Origin of the sequence: Nocardia mexicana NBRC 108244 (genome assembly GCF_001613165.1) — a bacterium.
Classification (GTDB): domain Bacteria; phylum Actinomycetota; class Actinomycetes; order Mycobacteriales; family Mycobacteriaceae; genus Nocardia; species Nocardia mexicana.
The window spans coordinates 1-14,008 of record NZ_BDBV01000046.1; the positions used below are offsets into that span (position 1 = coordinate 1).

A 14,008-nucleotide genomic window follows, 5' to 3' on the forward strand; every position below is an offset into this window, starting at 1 on the left:
TGCCGCGAACACCAACCAGCCCACCGCGGTGTTCATGGTTGCCCCACCTGGCAGGGGAAGGTCATCCATCGAGCGAAACTCATTCGTGGAGTGGCGGTCTCGACATCGACGATGCACATCAGCGCATGTAACTGAATCACGTCCAGATGGCTCGGCGACGGCGTGATCACGGCGTCGACATCGGCGGCGCGCACCTGGTCGACCAGCGGAATCGCGGACGGCCTCGGCCAGTACAGCACATAGCCGAGCCGCCGCGCGAGCTGGCGAATCCTGGCGTTCTCCCACTCGCCCCACGGGCTGACGTCCGCGTCGACCCAAGCGAACGCCGTCGGATGTGCCCTCATGGCTGGACCGTCGCGCCCATCGCGGCACGCATCGAGCGGTCGTTGTGTACACGCGTACCCGACCACGGGCACCGTTCGCCGTCTTGAACTCTGTGCGAGGCAATCTTGCCGTCCACCAACGGAATGAGGCCATCGCACAGCCAGGATGGGCAGGCGACGCTGACAAGCTGGCCGGTATCGGCAGATAGAAGGCCAATACCGCACTGAGACAACAGAATCCATGGCGTATTGCCGTCGCACATTTCGGACGCCTTCCGTGCAGATCCAGTTGGGAGCGCCCGGATATCGAAAGGGTGACGCGAGATCCAGCGGAGAGAGGTCAGCGGCAACGCCTCCGGGCACACCTGGAAGTCTGGTGACGGAGGTCACGTCGGAGTAAGTTCGTCGAGGGTGTTGAAAGGTGTTGAATCGGCCGTCGACGAGACCTGAGCGGGTGCGCGGTGAATGCTCGGAATATGCAGCTTTCGAACTGGCTGGAGCGTTCGGGGTGGAGCAACGGCGAACTTGCCCGCCGCATCCAGGTCACGGCCGTCGAATGGGGAGAGCCGCACGTGCGGCCGAACGCTTCGACGATACGCCGCTGGGTGGCCGAAGGCGGATGCCCGCGTTCACCTGTCCCGGAGATCCTGGCCGACCTGTTCTCCGCAAGGTTCGGGTACCGAGTGACCACGTACGACCTCGGGTTCGGCGATGCGTCGGCGGTTGACCGGGCGCTGGTGTACAACCCATCGTTGAGAGCAACCATCGAAGCAGTAGCAGATCTCGGGAGAGCCGACGTGGACCGCAGGAAGTTCCTCACCGCCGCGCCGTTTGCCGCGGCGGCGGCGATAGGACCGTCTCGTGACTGGCTGCTGAACACCCTGGATCAGCTGCCAGACGGTGGGCAGCGGGTCAGGCTCGAAGACGTTACCGCCGTGAAGAATATGTTCACCCACTTCCAGGAGATGGATATCTTCCAGGGCGGCGGCAGCGGTCGGCTTGTCCTGGCGGCGTACATGAACGAACACGTGCACCCGCTGCTGCGGCAGACGTATACCAAGGAAGTTCGGCGAGCGCTGTCCGGCGCTGCTGCCGAGCAGACGTACCTGCTGGGGTGGATGGCGTTCGACAACGGCGAGCACGGTGCGGCGCAGCGGTACCTCATCCAGGCGTTGCGATTGTCCGAGGAGTCGAAGGACGTCGCGCTCGGCGCTCACGTTCTCGCTGGAATGGCGGACCAAGCCTCGTTACTCGGTCACCCCCGGGAAGGTCAGCGGCTCGCGCAGGCTGGTCGTCAGGGGCTCGCCAAGGCGAATTCACCTGCGTGCCTTGCGGATCTGTGGACCCTCGAAGCCCGTGCACTTGCGATGATGGGTGACAAGGGCGACACCGCGCACGCGATCAACGAAGCAGAACGCGCTTTCGACCAGATCGATCCGGCCGCGGAACCGGAATGGGCACGCTTCATCGACCCGGCATACATCTGTGGGGAATGGGCTAATGCATTCCGTGACCTTGGACTGCCGGAGGATGCGGAGCCACACGCGCGCCGATCGATTGCCTACGCGCGCAACCAGAATCGCGCCCGTCGTGGCGCGCTGTCCCACGCCGCTCTTGCGGTCACTCACATTCAGACCCGAGATCTCGAGGCGGCGTACGTCGCGGCGGTGCGAACTGTCGATCTGTCCCGGAAGGTCAAGTCTTCACGGTCGGTGGAGGCGGTCCGCGACGTCCAGCGCAAGATGATGTCGTTCGGTCCACATCCACTGGTCGTGGACTTCAATGAGCGCGCCCGCGTGCTACTGGCCGCATAGCATCGGGGTCGGCAGGAGGGGAGTTGCGACCGGGCCGCGCGTATGTGAGCACGAGGCTGTCGTGAGGACCAACCATATGTCCGTTGAGCCCGTACGGCGTGGATATGGGTCCGCCGCCGGCGACGAGTTCCGGAATCGGTTCGATGCGCTCTCGCAGGGAGCCATGACTTCATGACTATCGACCTGCCTGGCGGTCTGAAGTTCGTGCACTGTAATTCCGAACGGGCACAAGAGAATCGCGGAGTGGTCGAGGATATTTACCGCAGGTCTTATGTTGAGGCCATTGCCTCCGGCGATCCCTTCGATTCGCCGACTCAGTTCATGAACCGGTTCGACGCCTACACCGGCAGTCCGGGGTTCGAATTGGTGTTGGCGCAGATCGATGATGCGTCGGCAGGGCAGACGTGGGGATGGCCGCTGCGGCCGAGTACGCGTTGGTGGGAAGCATTGGTCTTGGACGACTCGGCTACCGATCGGACGGCGTTCACGGCCGAGAACGGTGCCCGCACCTTCGCCCTGAGCGAGATCATGGTCTGCGCTGAGTACGCGGGACGCGGGGTGGCTCGTGCGCTACATGACGAACTGCTGGGCAACCGTACGGAGGTTCGTGCAACTCTGCTGGTCGAGCCGGACAACGACCGCGCATACCGGCGCTACCGGAACTGGGGCTGGCGTCGTGTCGGTACTATGCGTCCACACTGGCCCGATGCGCCACAGTTCGACGTGCTGATCCGATCGTTGGTTGCCGGATAGGTCGGTCCGCGGAGGGTGTCGAAATTCCTCTGCGCTAAGGTTTCTGCCGAAGTGGCCACGAGTTTGCTTGTGTCGCAGTACTGTTGGGTGTCAGCGGCTGATGGCCTGCTGCCTCTCGGGTGATGCGGGTGTGGTTGCACCCCTTGGAAAAGGTAGGGGGAAGAATGCTTCGAGATTCCTTGGTCAGGTCGCGGCGCTTGGTGGTGGTTGTGGGGTTGCCGATGGTTGCGGCGGCTGTGTTCGCCGGGGTTGCCTCTGCCGAATCCGGGCAGGCCGAACCCGTGGCCGGTATCCCGCTGCAGAGCGAGGACGTCACCACCAATCCCGATGCTCTGATCCCCGATCCTGTGTTGAACGGCGCCTCCGCCGGTGCCTCGGTCGGCTCCGCCATCGGTTCGGCCGTCGGCCTGGCGACGGGTTCGGTGACCAGTTCCGCCGGTTCTGCCCTCGGTGCCTTGATCGGCGCCGTGGTCGGCGCCACGAACCCGAACGTGGTCCCCCAGGTCCTGCCCTGAGGCACACAACCGGCTCTTCGGCCGGGGTTCAGGTGATCGAAAAGCTCGAAACAAGACAGAGGGCAGGTCAGGAATGCTTCCCTGACCTGCCCCTTCAGGGTGGACGACGGGACTCGAACCCGCGACAGCCAGGCATGGGTCGACCGAACAGTCGGGTGTCCTTGCTTGTCCTGGAGTATCCGCGATATCGCTGTGACGTGGGCCTATGTAGCTCATTTGGGGGCCGGGGACGTCATTTTGCGTCCCGGGCGGTCCCGCCGAAAGTTTGGTCATCGGTTGGAAAGCTCGATTCCCTGCCTGCATGATCTTGGTGCGACTCTCCGGCGTGTCGAGTTCAGGACACGCCGGGGAAGTTCGATTCTCAGACACCATGTAGCAACCTCCGGTCGATTGGTGGTCGGGACCCGGCAGGGTGGACGCGACTGCTATTCGTAAAGGACACACCCCCCCACTGGGGTCGTCGGGGCATTGCTTGGATATCGACAGATGCTTGTTGCTGCGCTGCTGTGCGTCGTGATCGCTGCTAGGAGGTTAGTCGTGACGTCTCCGCGCGAGGTGGCCACTGAGATGGCTTGATATTAGGAGGTTTGAGGGAGATGTCCGTATCCCAGTCAAATACTGGTGCTGGTGGCCCCCACTGTTGAGGAGCAACGAAGGAGACGCAACTTTCTCCGAAATTGGCATGTTTGAACAAAGTGGCACCGGAGAATGTCACACCCCCGAAGCTGGTGTCGCCCTGGAATATGGAACTGGCGAACAGTGTGGTGCCAGAAAAGGCTGCTTCGTCGAACACAGCGCTGTGGGAGAATGTGGTCTTTTCAAATGAGGTCCTGCCTGAGAAGGTTGCGCCTCGGAAAACGGCGTCACCAAAGAACGTCGTGTCGTTGAGCCAAGAATTACTGAACTCCGCGCCCTCGAACCAGGCCATATTGGAAAACGTGGCTTCTCTGAGTGCAAGGCTGTCGCAAAAGGTCGTGTGGTCAAACCAGGCTAGGTAGCCGAATGTCGCGCCTCCGAACTGGGTGTGATTACCGCAGAAATTCGCATCGGTAAACCAGGCGCTTTCGTGGAAAGTGACATCGTCGAAATGGGCGTTACCTAAGAAAGTTGCTCCCATAAAGGTTGCATCGTGAGAGAATGAAGCGTGATCGAACCATGCTTCGCCAACAAAAGTCGCGCCTTCGAAGTGGCTATCACCTGAGAAGATAGCCTTGCTGAAGCGCGCCTCTTCGAAATTGACAGTGCGGAAGTCGAAGTTACTGGAGGACCAACTGTACTGAGAATCAGGATGGAGGTGGTCGGCGATGACTCGAACGATTGTTTGGCGGACTTCTTTGTCGTTCTGCCGGTATTCGAAGGTGCTCTCATTCTCCTCGACGCCGTCCGCGTTCTTGCGCGTCTGGACGTATTTGGTTTGGTGATTGGCACCCACTTCAGGTGTGTAGGGAAGGCGGAGATAGCCGCAAAGCACATCGATACACTGTTGGCGGCGTAGGCTGACGGATTCGTCGGCGACGCCTACCATCGCGTACACGCCAGCTATACGTACGGCGACATCGGGAGCACCGAGTTGTGCGGCTGCGGCGCTAAACCGTTCGACAAATCGCCCCTGCTCAAGATCACGCTGTCGGCGGTACGCGATCACCAGGGCGACTACGCCACCGACCCCACCTACCACTGTTAACGCGAGCTTTGTGACGTCGATCGGGCTTCCCCCTGCCCGGCTCGGATGGAAGACGAGGATTAGGACTATCTCGGCGGCCGCAGCTAGTGCTACACCCCCAAGAACTGCAAGTCCTACGGCCGTCGACAGCGCCATACGGTTAGACCATCGTGAGATAGACGTCGGTATCTTGCGTCCTCGTGTGCCGATGCGACGTATGGTTCCCTGCATTGCTCGATTTTCGCCGAGAGAACTTCTGCTGGAGGGTTTTTTGCGATATCTGGCGGACAGGAAACATGGCAAGCCACCCGTTGAGGGTGGCGCGGCAGCAGTCCTGGGCCGAGGCGGTGTGGGTCCCGCTCCCACCCTGGTCTGGCGCCGGGTGCCCGCCCGGGAGCGGAGCGGGAGGGCGGGCGCACCGGGCGGCGCGCGTAGCGCGCCGCTCTTGATTCTGTAGAGGAAAATTCGGCAAGTTCCTCCTTCTGGGATTCCGTTTTCCCTTCCCTTTTTCTTTTTCTCTATCCGGAATCCAAATCTTTCTGCAGCTACATGAGTCATCAAGGCTGCAGCACAACAGGTTACGTGAGACTGATCGGTCAACCCGTATAATCCGCGGCGCAACCCGGGTTGGCACCCGCACGCAGGGCTCTAGGAGTGGGGCGACCGAATCCGGCACTCACGGTAGCGATGCGAGTTACTATCTGGGAATGAAGGTGGGTCGATACGCGGAGATGCCGTTGCAGGACGAAACGGACACCGACAAGTATGGTGCCGTCTTCGTGCTTCGACGCTCGCCTGTTCAGGACGTAACTATTCAGCTTCAAGGCTGGTCGGCACACGTGAGGCGTGGGGTACCCGCAGTTGTTGTGCACGGAGACGGTAGCGGTGTGGACTTGTCGAGCACGTTAGTAGAGGCATTTGAAGCGGCAAATAATGCGTTAGATTATATGTCCTTCAGAGGATTGGCGGACGTAACAATAATTGATGCCGTTGATGACTTCCTGATTTGGTGGCCCGGACCTGCCGGCGTGGTAATGCATGCGAACCTCATTCATACGGTTACGTCGCACTCAACGGCTACCGTAACGGTCCACGATGCTAATGGGGACTTGGTGCGAACTGCACCGCCCACTCCGCTACAGCGCGATGCGTTTCGGTTTGTTCGTATGTCGCGTACTTCCGATTATTTGCATGATGCGTATCGATACATGTTCCTGGCACTTGAATCTGTACTCGATGATATTCACGCACATACGCGAGGGGGAGAGGTAGCTTGGTTCAAAGATGCACTAAGACAGGCCAACCAGATAGAGCCTGTCTCATTTCTGGCTCCGTCGGGAACGCCTGATCCAATTGACTGGATCTATGACAACATGTACAGACCCGAGAGATCTGGCCTCATGCATGCGAAGGCAAGCCGGGGATATATAATCCCGCAGGACCTCAGTAGTCGCAATTCGATTCAGCGTTCATTAGAGCTGTTGTCCACGTATGTTCTGAACCTGCTTGAAAAACGGACGAATATTGGCCACATGTCGAGCGGTCTTATGCAGGGTGGCTGGGAGATTCTGGCGGGTGGAGCGTTATCCAAGCACCGGATTGTGCTATCGGATGATGAAACCCCGTTCAATGAGAACGATTTACTATTTGCTCCTGGAGGCGGACGGGTCGTTGAGCTTCAAAACGGAGCTATTACGCGGGAGAATGAACCAATGGTTATGGCAATGACCGGAGTCTGTGAGAAGAGTGATCTTAACCGACTCGATCAGATTCGACGAATCGGTGCAATGGGCCCCGACGACGAAGCGTTGCTTGCCTCTCCGCTCTATGGGCCACTTCAGCTCGACGAGGATGTGGTTCGACTTGAGGTGAAACTGGGATTACGCAACGTCAATAGCACCGGTTCTCGAATCCATTTTTCAGCCTGATGCTTCGAGGTTGGCAGGCTACGGCGTCGCTTTGATGTTGCCTGCGTTGTCTACATCCTGGCCGACAAGCTTCGAGATGGACAGGCGCATGACTTCCTGCATGTTCTTTACTGTCTCGATGTGCTCGAGTAGCGAAGTTTCGATGTCCGCGCCCTGCTCGGCGAACTTCTTGGTGAGATCGCCTGCCATCACGAAGTCCCCAAAGCCAGACACCACTTTGGTACGGCGTACCTGTATGAGCATCTCATCGAGGTCGGCGATGCGATCTGTGCAGGCCTTGAGGCACTCACGGGCCACCGCCTCGTCATCGAGGTAGAGATCCCCTGCTCGCGCTTGCTCGGCGAGGCCCTTCCACTTCGCTGCGTCTTCCGCGCTCATCGCCCCGGCCCCTCCTACAGGTAGCGGTGTTACTTCGGCAAATGTGGTACCAAAGCTCCGGCAGCTTGGTTCAACGCTGCGCAGGGTTCGGGAGGGTTGTCGGCGCTTGCCTTGTTGAGCAGCTCGATCTGGATACTCCCTTGCGCAGCAGGGAAGACGACATCGCACGCGAGATGACTGGCACCGCCACTCTTGTCTCGGAACTGTCGACCAGCGCGCCCGGCGATCGTTACGTCACGGAAGTCGCCGTAGTCGGATCGGCTCTCGTAGTCCGCGACGGTGCGCGCGGAGGAGTACACGGTGATCGAGTACTGCTGGCCCCTCCATCCGCAGATCTCGAAGCCCGACTGATGCACGCCCGCTATGCCGCTGTCTTTGGTGGCAGGATCGACACCCGCGGCACGCAAGGCGTCGTCTGGGATGCTTGTGCACGGGTTGAACAAGGCAGGTGCCGGAGCGCTGGTCGTGGTCTTGTCTGCTGGCTGGTTATCCATGCATCCACCCGTGGCTACGAGTGCCGCCCCTGCCGCCGCAGCGACCAGTACCAGCTTGATTCGGCGCATCCCCACCCTTTCGACCAGCCGACGTGGATGGGGTGAATGTAACAAACGTGGTGGTCGCGTGCACACGATGGTGCGGGCGATGACTGATTCGCATTGGTTTCCTTCACGTGGGTGAGTGGTACTGCGTTTGGGTGGTCTGGAAACGGGTTCAGCCAGGAGGCTTTCCGGCCGCTTCTGCGCGTGTGGGTAGTCGGTGCGCGGTCCTCGGTCGGCCGAGGTTTGAAAGTAGTTGGTTTGCAACAGCTTTCGTGCCAACAGGCGTTGCTACGTCCCGGCTCTCCGGGGCAGAACGACAGGAGTGGTGGAACGATGCCGGTTGCGGTCGGCCATGACCGGTACCAGGTGTGCGTCGTGGTCCGGGCCGACGAATCGGATCGCCTCTTCGGCCTCGGTACGCGAATAGGGACCCCACCATCCCATCGGACACGGCCCGTCATGACGACTACATCCCTGGCCGAGAGTCACGATCGCCCACTGAGTGACGTGCTCAACGTGCCACCGAGAGGCGTGGTGCAGGCTCATGAGTAGAAATCACCCTTCAGCCGGGCTGGAGCGTGGGGCGGCAGCGGCAGGTCCTCAGTGCGATATCCGTTGGAAGGGTTGACGATTCGCCAGTAGTCGGCCTTCACCTCGTTCCAGAGGGCGTGATGTTCGGGGAACCATTCGCGGGCCTGCGCTAGGTCCGGCGGCATGCGCTCGTCGAAGGTCACGTAGCCCGTCTCGGTGTCAGCGGGCATCGGAACATGGCTGCCGTCGGCGCGCATCCGGTAGCCAGGTGTGCGGCGGTCGTGCAAGTCGCGAAGGAACACGATCTGTGCATCGTGGCCACGCACGCGCCAACCGGTGATTAAATTGTTAATTCGTGTGCGGTGCAACATGTTTCAACCTCCTTATCTCAGAGTCCCGGTTGTCGTGGCCCGTTGGTGGAGGTTTCCGTAGGTGAACGGCTTGGCGGCCAGGGTGTTCCGGCCTAGACGTGTGATTTGGAAGCGGTCGCGGTGACCGCCGTGCGCGATGAGCCCACGACCGTGGAGGTTTGCCACGACTCGGCGGGCTTCCCATTTGGTGAGCCTCGCTGCGGCCTTGATCTGCGGCCGACTAAGTGCTCCTCCGCGAGCGAGAGCCCGCAACGCTCGAGCTTGGGCCGTGGTGAGGCTTCCTTGCTGCTGGCTCATGGTGTCACTCCCACCAGTTGACGGGTTCGTCGGCGTCCCCGGCCTGCGACGGGGGTCTGAACAGACCGGGGAGCCAGCACCTATGTTGCGCTGGGAATGTGTCCCACTCCACAGACGTCAAGATGCAACTATGATGCGTCCATGCGACGGGAGCGATTGATTCAAGCTCGCAAAGCCACCGGCAAGAACCAAGAGGAAGTAGCCGAGTCGGCCCAAGTGGATCGCACCACGATTGGGAAGTGGGAGCGCGGTGAGAGCACGCCGCAGCCGAACCAGCGGCCCGCGTACGCTGAAGCATTAGGAGTCAGCCTTCAAGAGCTGAACGCGATGCTCAGCAGCATCCCGCAGGGAGTTGGAGAGATGCCGGATTGGGTGAACACCTACCTGGCGGGCGAGCAGTCTGCGGACTCTATCGAGAGCTATGAGCCTCGGGCCGTACACGGGCTGCTCCAAACCCGTTCGTACACAGCAGCTTTGGTGAGTCGTGTCGGCATCTCGGGGGCCTCGGATACCTACGTTCAGAGTGCGGTCGAACAGCGGATCTACCGCCAGAAGCGTGTTCGAAATCAAGACCTGAGGCTTTTGGTGATTCAGCCGGAGTGGGCCCTGAGGCTCAAGGTCGGCGACCCAGCGACGATGGTCGAGCAGCTGGAAACTCTGATCGAACTCTCAGAACTACCGAACGTCACCGTCCGGGTAGTGACCTTCGACGCCGGGCAGCATGAAGCGCGGCGTCTAGGTGCATTCAGCATCCTGTCGCACCCCTGGGGGTCGACTCCGCGTGTCCACCTGGAGCAGTACGGCGGCGGGCAGTTCATCACCGATGCTGAAGAAGTTGGATATTTCAGCTCTGCGTTCGAGCATGCAACGAAAATATCTCTGTCAGTTGACAAGTCGCGAAAGTTCATAGATGAACTAGCAGAGGAATGGAGAGGTAGGAAATGAGCGCTGACGGCCTGGAATGGCGCGTGTCCAGCTACACGGACAACGGGACGTGTGTGGAAGTTGCGGCAGCTCCCAGCGGTGAGATCCTGGTCCGCAACTCGAACAGGCGCGATGCCGGAACCATCGGGTTTACCCGAGCGGAGATGGCAGCCTGGATCAAAGGCGTGAAGGCTGGCGAGTTCGACGATTTGGCTTGAGTCCTTCGGGGGACGATGGGCAGGCTGGGGGCGTTGGGTACGGCCGGTAGCCACGACGAGTAGTAGGTAGACGAAAGGCCTCTCTCCGAACGGATTTCGGGGAGAGGTGGTTCGCTCGGTCAGTCATGAGCTCGGCGTGGGTGCGGGGCTTGGCTTTGCGAGCATGAGATGTCGGCCCGGCTCGGGTTCGCTTGTGCACTCGGAGAAGACCGCCTGTCTGTCCGGTTGAGGCAATCGGTGTGGCGTAGCGCCGCTTTAGTTAATCGACGGCTGCCGCGAAGAAGTCTTTGGTAGCCGACACCCGTTCGCCGATTCGTGACATACCTGCCAGGGCGGCACCCGTTCAGCTCAGAGCTGTATTGGTTGCTGCCCGGCATGGCTTTTGCCGACTTTCATAACAATTCGGACACGAGCATCAGCGTTTGTGCTGGTGGGGGCGCATTGCGTTCATGTGATGCAAACAGCATCACATGAGATTGTTGAAGATCACTGGGGTGCGTGGGGATCATGGGTTGTACCGGGGTTACGGCATGTGATGTATCAACCATTGATGGAGTGACCCCGTGGACTTTCTTCAAGCACCCTCGTCGAACGCCCCGGCGTGCTTCAGTGCGCGGCCTTGGTGGGTCCTCGCGCGCAGACCTCTGAATTACGCTGGTAGGCAACGAGTCTCGTCCTGTGCACGCCAGAATCTTTGCTGCACAGCGTATCCGGTTAAGTGCCGTACGCCTGCCTGCCGCTGGGGAAAGGTGTCTACGTCGAGCGCTGTTGGTGCAGGTAGGCCGCACAAGAAGTGTGGTCCGTTGATGTTGACAGTGCCGGTAGTGGTTGCTGGACAATCGATGTCGGAAGGAGGTGATGCGACATGCGTGGCGGCGGACGCCAGCTGCGGGCAGCAGTGGCCCGGCGGGATCGGCCGGGAATGGCTGTGTGCGTTGAGGTTCGAGCGTGAGAAACGTTCCGGGGTGTGACGTTTCGACGGTCAGATGAGTGTTCTGACGGGCTTTTTGGGGCGAGTTTGCCCCCGGTTTCCCGTCAGAACACATCGGCGCTGGACAGGCCTGGTAACGGGCCTGAACAATGGGGCACAACGACTTTGGAGAGGAGGTTCCGATTGGTCGGATGGTGATCACCCGTAGCCGGTGACCAAGATCGTTTTGGGAGCCGCCCCCTCGCGGGAACGAGGGGGCGGCCAGCTAAGAAATCGGCTCCGCGCACATGGATTGGACCCCATAGCGGAGTCGGTTTCCCCAAGCAGAACAGGGGTTCTGCCATGTCCAGGTTAGTTCATGCCGGGCTGCCTGCAAACCGGATCGGTACGTATCAGTACGCGATGAACCGGGTTGTCGTCGGGTCGTCGGCACGTCGGCGACGGGGCCGCCGTGCGTGGTCGTGGGGGTGTCGCTGGGAGCGTGGTCCTCCTGTTTGTGCAGGTCAGTCGCCTTTGAAGAGTCCACCGGGAGTGCAGGCAGGCGAGTGACCGGGTCGGCCGTGAGGTCGCCGTGCGCAACAAGACATCGATCACGCAAGGAGACAAGGCCGTGATGGCTGAGAACAAGAACAACGACGACAGCCGCAGGAATTACCGGATCAAGGTGGAGTTCGCCGACTTCTTCCAATGGGGTCTGTACCAGATCAAACCGGTAGTGCCGGATACCGAGTACAGCGGCGACCCGAATCGTCCGGGACCGCAGCGACGAGACGACCAAACCGGTCTGCCGATCTGGCGGTTGCCGGTGACCGATGCGGGTGAACCGAACTCGCGGCGGGCGTCCTACGACGTGTATCTGCTCTCGGACACCGATCCGGTGCCGGGGACGCAGGAGTTCGGGCGGGGTATGCGCCCGATCGCACTGGAGGGCGTGACGGTGCAGCCGCGCATCGGCGGGCAGGGTGAATACAAGTTCATCCAGTACGTGGTCCGTGCGACCGGGTTCTCCGAGCTGCCGTCGACGGGCGGTCGGTCCGGCGGTTCCGGCTCGGCGGGTGGGTCCGCCTCGGGCAAGACCGCGAGCTGACTCGCGAGAGTTCACGGGGCGGGCTCGGCTGAGCCTGATCGAGCCCGCCCCACTTCACTTCCCGAACCGACGTAATCGGCTGCGGGGTAACAATTTTCGATTGACCTGATGGAAGGTTTCTTACTGATCATGGCGCGTTCTGAGTACTCGAACGACAGGAACAGGCAGCAACGCCCGGATGCGTTGGGCGAGTTCGCGATGGCGTTGTTTCTGGGGGCGGGGATGGCGGTGTATGCGCTGCTGCTGTGGACGTGGTGGGCGTTGTTGTATCCGATGCTGTCGCTGCCGGTGGTGGCCGCGGTGGCGTTGGGCTGGTGGCTGGGCTGGCCGGTCGGTGTGGCGGTGGGGCTGGCGTCGCTGGTCGGGTGGCTGCTGTGGTGGCAGTACGCGCCCGGCTCGTGGGAGCGGTGGGTGTCGGGCCGTATCCGGCAGCAGTATTGGTCGTACTACCGGTACCGGCGGCGCTGGAAGACCCTCACGGCGAACCACGGGCTGACTGCGGTCCTCGACCGTGGTGTGCTCACTCCTCGGTTGGAGAAGGTGGTTATCGGGGATGTGGCCGACGAGTTGACGGTGCGGTTGTTGGAGGGGCAGACGGTGCAGGACTGGGCGCGGCAGTCCGATGCGCTGCGGCATGCGCTGCGGGCGGTCGGTGTGCGGGTGCGGTCGGCGGAGTCGCAATTCGTTCGGCTGCAAGTGATTCACCGCGACGTGCTGACCGAACCGATACCTCTACCACGCAGAGAACCGGTGAATGTGGACGTGGAAGCGCTCACGATCGGGCTCAACGAACTGGGCGAGCCGTGGACGGTGCGGCTGCTCGGCAATCAGTTGCTGGTGGCCGGGAAAACCGGCTCGGGCAAGGGCTCGGTGGTGTGGTCGCTGATCGCCGCTTTGGGGCCGTTGATCCGGTCCAGGATGGTCGAGCTGTGGCCGATTGATCCCAAGGGCGGCATGGAGATGGGCGCTGCTGAGGAGTTGTTCGCGCGGTTCGTCTACGACAAGGGGCCTGAGGCGGTGGCGATGCTGCGGGACGCGGTAGCGCTGATGCAGATGCGCGGCGGGAAGTATCGCGGCCGGTGGGAACGCAAGATCACTCCGAGCGTGGACGAACCCCTCGTCGTGCTGATCATCGACGAGGCCGCCACGTTGACCTCCTACTACAGCGACCGCAAGGTCAAAGACGAGATCAACCGACTGCTGGGTGAGCTGCTGACCCAGATGCGGGCCCTTGCGGTGTCGGCGGTCGGCTGCCTGCAAGATCCATCGAAAGACGTCCTCGAGATCCGTCAGCTCTACTCCTACCGGGTCGGATTGCGGATGAGAGAGCCGACCCATCCGAAGATGCTGTTCGGTGAGGGCGGCCGGGAGCGAGGCGCGTTGTGTGACGAGATCCCGGAAACCATGCCGGGTGTCGCGTACGTGGAACACGAAGAGTCCGTGGAGATTACGCGGGTGCGTGCCTACAACGTGACAGACGACGATATCCGCTGGCTGGTGGAGACGTACAAGCCGCGCGGGCCTCGTCGCGGTGACACTGCCCGCCTGCACGGTGAGGACGGCACTCAGTAACGCCGTCGAACTGCACAGACGCCCCGTCGAGTGGGACGGGGCGTACTGTGGATAGCGCCGCGTAGCTAATATCTGACACTCACAATTCTGCGGCCCCTGCGCGTGTAGCGCCCGAGGTACCGAAGTCGGCGGTGCCACACCAATTCTGATTCTCGTCCGGCGGC

General features: G+C 61.2%; 13 protein-coding genes. 8 read left to right on the top strand and 5 right to left on the bottom strand.

Going from position 1 to position 14,008, the window contains the following annotated elements:
* Positions 1–32: 32 nt before the first annotated feature.
* Positions 33–344, bottom strand: a complete 312-nt coding sequence (locus NM1_RS18685) for a hypothetical protein (RefSeq protein WP_068021260.1) — start codon at positions 342–344, stop codon at positions 33–35.
* Positions 345–799: 455 nt separating this feature from the next.
* On the opposite strand from NM1_RS18685, the gene NM1_RS18690 reads away from it, so the two are divergent.
* From NM1_RS18690 to NM1_RS18700, 3 genes are all read left to right on the top strand, one after another.
* Entirely contained in the window at positions 800–2,137 is a 1,338-nt protein-coding gene (locus NM1_RS18690) for an NsdA family TPR-like regulatory protein (RefSeq protein ID WP_068021262.1), read from the top strand.
* Positions 2,138–2,308: 171 nt separating this feature from the next.
* The gene (locus NM1_RS18695) at positions 2,309–2,890 is read left to right on the top strand and encodes a GNAT family N-acetyltransferase (RefSeq protein ID WP_068021264.1); all 582 of its coding nucleotides are present in this window, start codon (positions 2,309–2,311) and stop codon (positions 2,888–2,890) included.
* Positions 2,891–3,111: 221 nt separating this feature from the next.
* Positions 3,112–3,405, top strand: coding sequence for a hypothetical protein (locus NM1_RS18700; RefSeq protein WP_147288896.1), 294 nt, complete (start codon positions 3,112–3,114; stop codon positions 3,403–3,405).
* A 523-nt stretch (positions 3,406–3,928) separates the two neighbouring features.
* On the opposite strand, the gene NM1_RS41245 is transcribed toward NM1_RS18700, so the two are convergent.
* Positions 3,929–5,224, bottom strand: coding sequence for a pentapeptide repeat-containing protein (locus NM1_RS41245; RefSeq protein WP_169814285.1), 1,296 nt, complete (start codon positions 5,222–5,224; stop codon positions 3,929–3,931).
* A 551-nt stretch (positions 5,225–5,775) separates the two neighbouring features.
* Between NM1_RS41245 and NM1_RS42355 the strand changes: the two genes are divergently transcribed.
* A complete protein-coding gene (locus tag NM1_RS42355; protein ID WP_147288895.1) occupies positions 5,776–6,996 on the top strand; it encodes a hypothetical protein in 1,221 nt (406 codons plus the stop codon).
* Between the two features lie 18 nt (positions 6,997–7,014).
* Here NM1_RS42355 and NM1_RS18710 read toward each other — a convergent pair whose 3' ends face one another.
* The 3 genes from NM1_RS18710 to NM1_RS18720 all read right to left on the bottom strand — a co-directional run bounded on the left by NM1_RS18710 (position 7,015) and on the right by NM1_RS18720 (position 8,815).
* Positions 7,015–7,374, bottom strand: coding sequence for a hypothetical protein (locus NM1_RS18710; RefSeq protein ID WP_068021272.1), 360 nt, complete (start codon positions 7,372–7,374; stop codon positions 7,015–7,017).
* Between the two features lie 29 nt (positions 7,375–7,403).
* Positions 7,404–7,868 carry a DUF3558 domain-containing protein gene (locus NM1_RS41250; protein ID WP_246010832.1) on the bottom strand — a complete coding sequence of 155 codons (465 nt, stop codon included), beginning with the start codon at positions 7,866–7,868 and terminating at the stop codon, positions 7,404–7,406.
* A 587-nt stretch (positions 7,869–8,455) separates the two neighbouring features.
* Complete coding sequence (locus NM1_RS18720) at positions 8,456–8,815, bottom strand: hypothetical protein (protein WP_147288894.1); 360 nt, start codon at positions 8,813–8,815, stop codon at positions 8,456–8,458.
* A 438-nt stretch (positions 8,816–9,253) separates the two neighbouring features.
* On the opposite strand from NM1_RS18720, the gene NM1_RS18725 reads away from it, so the two are divergent.
* The 4 genes from NM1_RS18725 to NM1_RS18735 all read left to right on the top strand — a co-directional run bounded on the left by NM1_RS18725 (position 9,254) and on the right by NM1_RS18735 (position 13,844).
* Entirely contained in the window at positions 9,254–10,057 is an 804-nt protein-coding gene (locus NM1_RS18725) for a helix-turn-helix domain-containing protein (RefSeq protein WP_169814286.1), read from the top strand.
* Positions 10,054–10,254, top strand: coding sequence for a DUF397 domain-containing protein (locus NM1_RS41255; protein WP_084519766.1), 201 nt, complete (start codon positions 10,054–10,056; stop codon positions 10,252–10,254). The genes NM1_RS18725 and NM1_RS41255 overlap by 4 nt, the downstream gene beginning before the upstream one ends.
* A gap of 1,544 nt (positions 10,255–11,798) precedes the next feature.
* Entirely contained in the window at positions 11,799–12,272 is a 474-nt protein-coding gene (locus tag NM1_RS18730; RefSeq protein WP_068021280.1) for a hypothetical protein, read from the top strand.
* Between the two features lie 129 nt (positions 12,273–12,401).
* Positions 12,402–13,844, top strand: coding sequence for an FtsK/SpoIIIE domain-containing protein (locus NM1_RS18735; protein ID WP_068021487.1), 1,443 nt, complete (start codon positions 12,402–12,404; stop codon positions 13,842–13,844).
* Positions 13,845–14,008: the final 164 nt, after the last annotated feature.

Bases quoted from the DNA above. Each gene is read 5' to 3' on its own strand.
- NM1_RS18725 (WP_169814286.1), top strand. From the start codon at position 9,254: ATGCGACGGGAGCGATTGATTCAAGCTCGCAAAGCCACCGGCAAGAAC.
- NM1_RS42355 (WP_147288895.1), top strand. From the start codon at position 5,776: ATGAAGGTGGGTCGATACGCGGAGATGCCGTTGCAGGACGAAACGGAC.
- NM1_RS41250 (WP_246010832.1), bottom strand. From the start codon at position 7,868: ATGGATAACCAGCCAGCAGACAAGACCACGACCAGCGCTCCGGCACCT.
- NM1_RS18735 (WP_068021487.1), top strand. From the start codon at position 12,402: ATGGCGCGTTCTGAGTACTCGAACGACAGGAACAGGCAGCAACGCCCG.
- NM1_RS18700 (WP_147288896.1), top strand. From the start codon at position 3,112: ATGGTTGCGGCGGCTGTGTTCGCCGGGGTTGCCTCTGCCGAATCCGGG.
- NM1_RS18720 (WP_147288894.1), bottom strand. From the start codon at position 8,815: ATGTTGCACCGCACACGAATTAACAATTTAATCACCGGTTGGCGCGTG.
- NM1_RS41255 (WP_084519766.1), top strand. From the start codon at position 10,054: ATGAGCGCTGACGGCCTGGAATGGCGCGTGTCCAGCTACACGGACAAC.
- NM1_RS18690 (WP_068021262.1), top strand. From the start codon at position 800: ATGCAGCTTTCGAACTGGCTGGAGCGTTCGGGGTGGAGCAACGGCGAA.
- NM1_RS18695 (WP_068021264.1), top strand. From the start codon at position 2,309: ATGACTATCGACCTGCCTGGCGGTCTGAAGTTCGTGCACTGTAATTCC.
- NM1_RS41245 (WP_169814285.1), bottom strand. From the start codon at position 5,224: ATGGCGCTGTCGACGGCCGTAGGACTTGCAGTTCTTGGGGGTGTAGCA.
- NM1_RS18730 (WP_068021280.1), top strand. From the start codon at position 11,799: ATGGCTGAGAACAAGAACAACGACGACAGCCGCAGGAATTACCGGATC.
- NM1_RS18685 (WP_068021260.1), bottom strand. From the start codon at position 344: ATGAGGGCACATCCGACGGCGTTCGCTTGGGTCGACGCGGACGTCAGC.
- NM1_RS18710 (WP_068021272.1), bottom strand. From the start codon at position 7,374: ATGAGCGCGGAAGACGCAGCGAAGTGGAAGGGCCTCGCCGAGCAAGCG.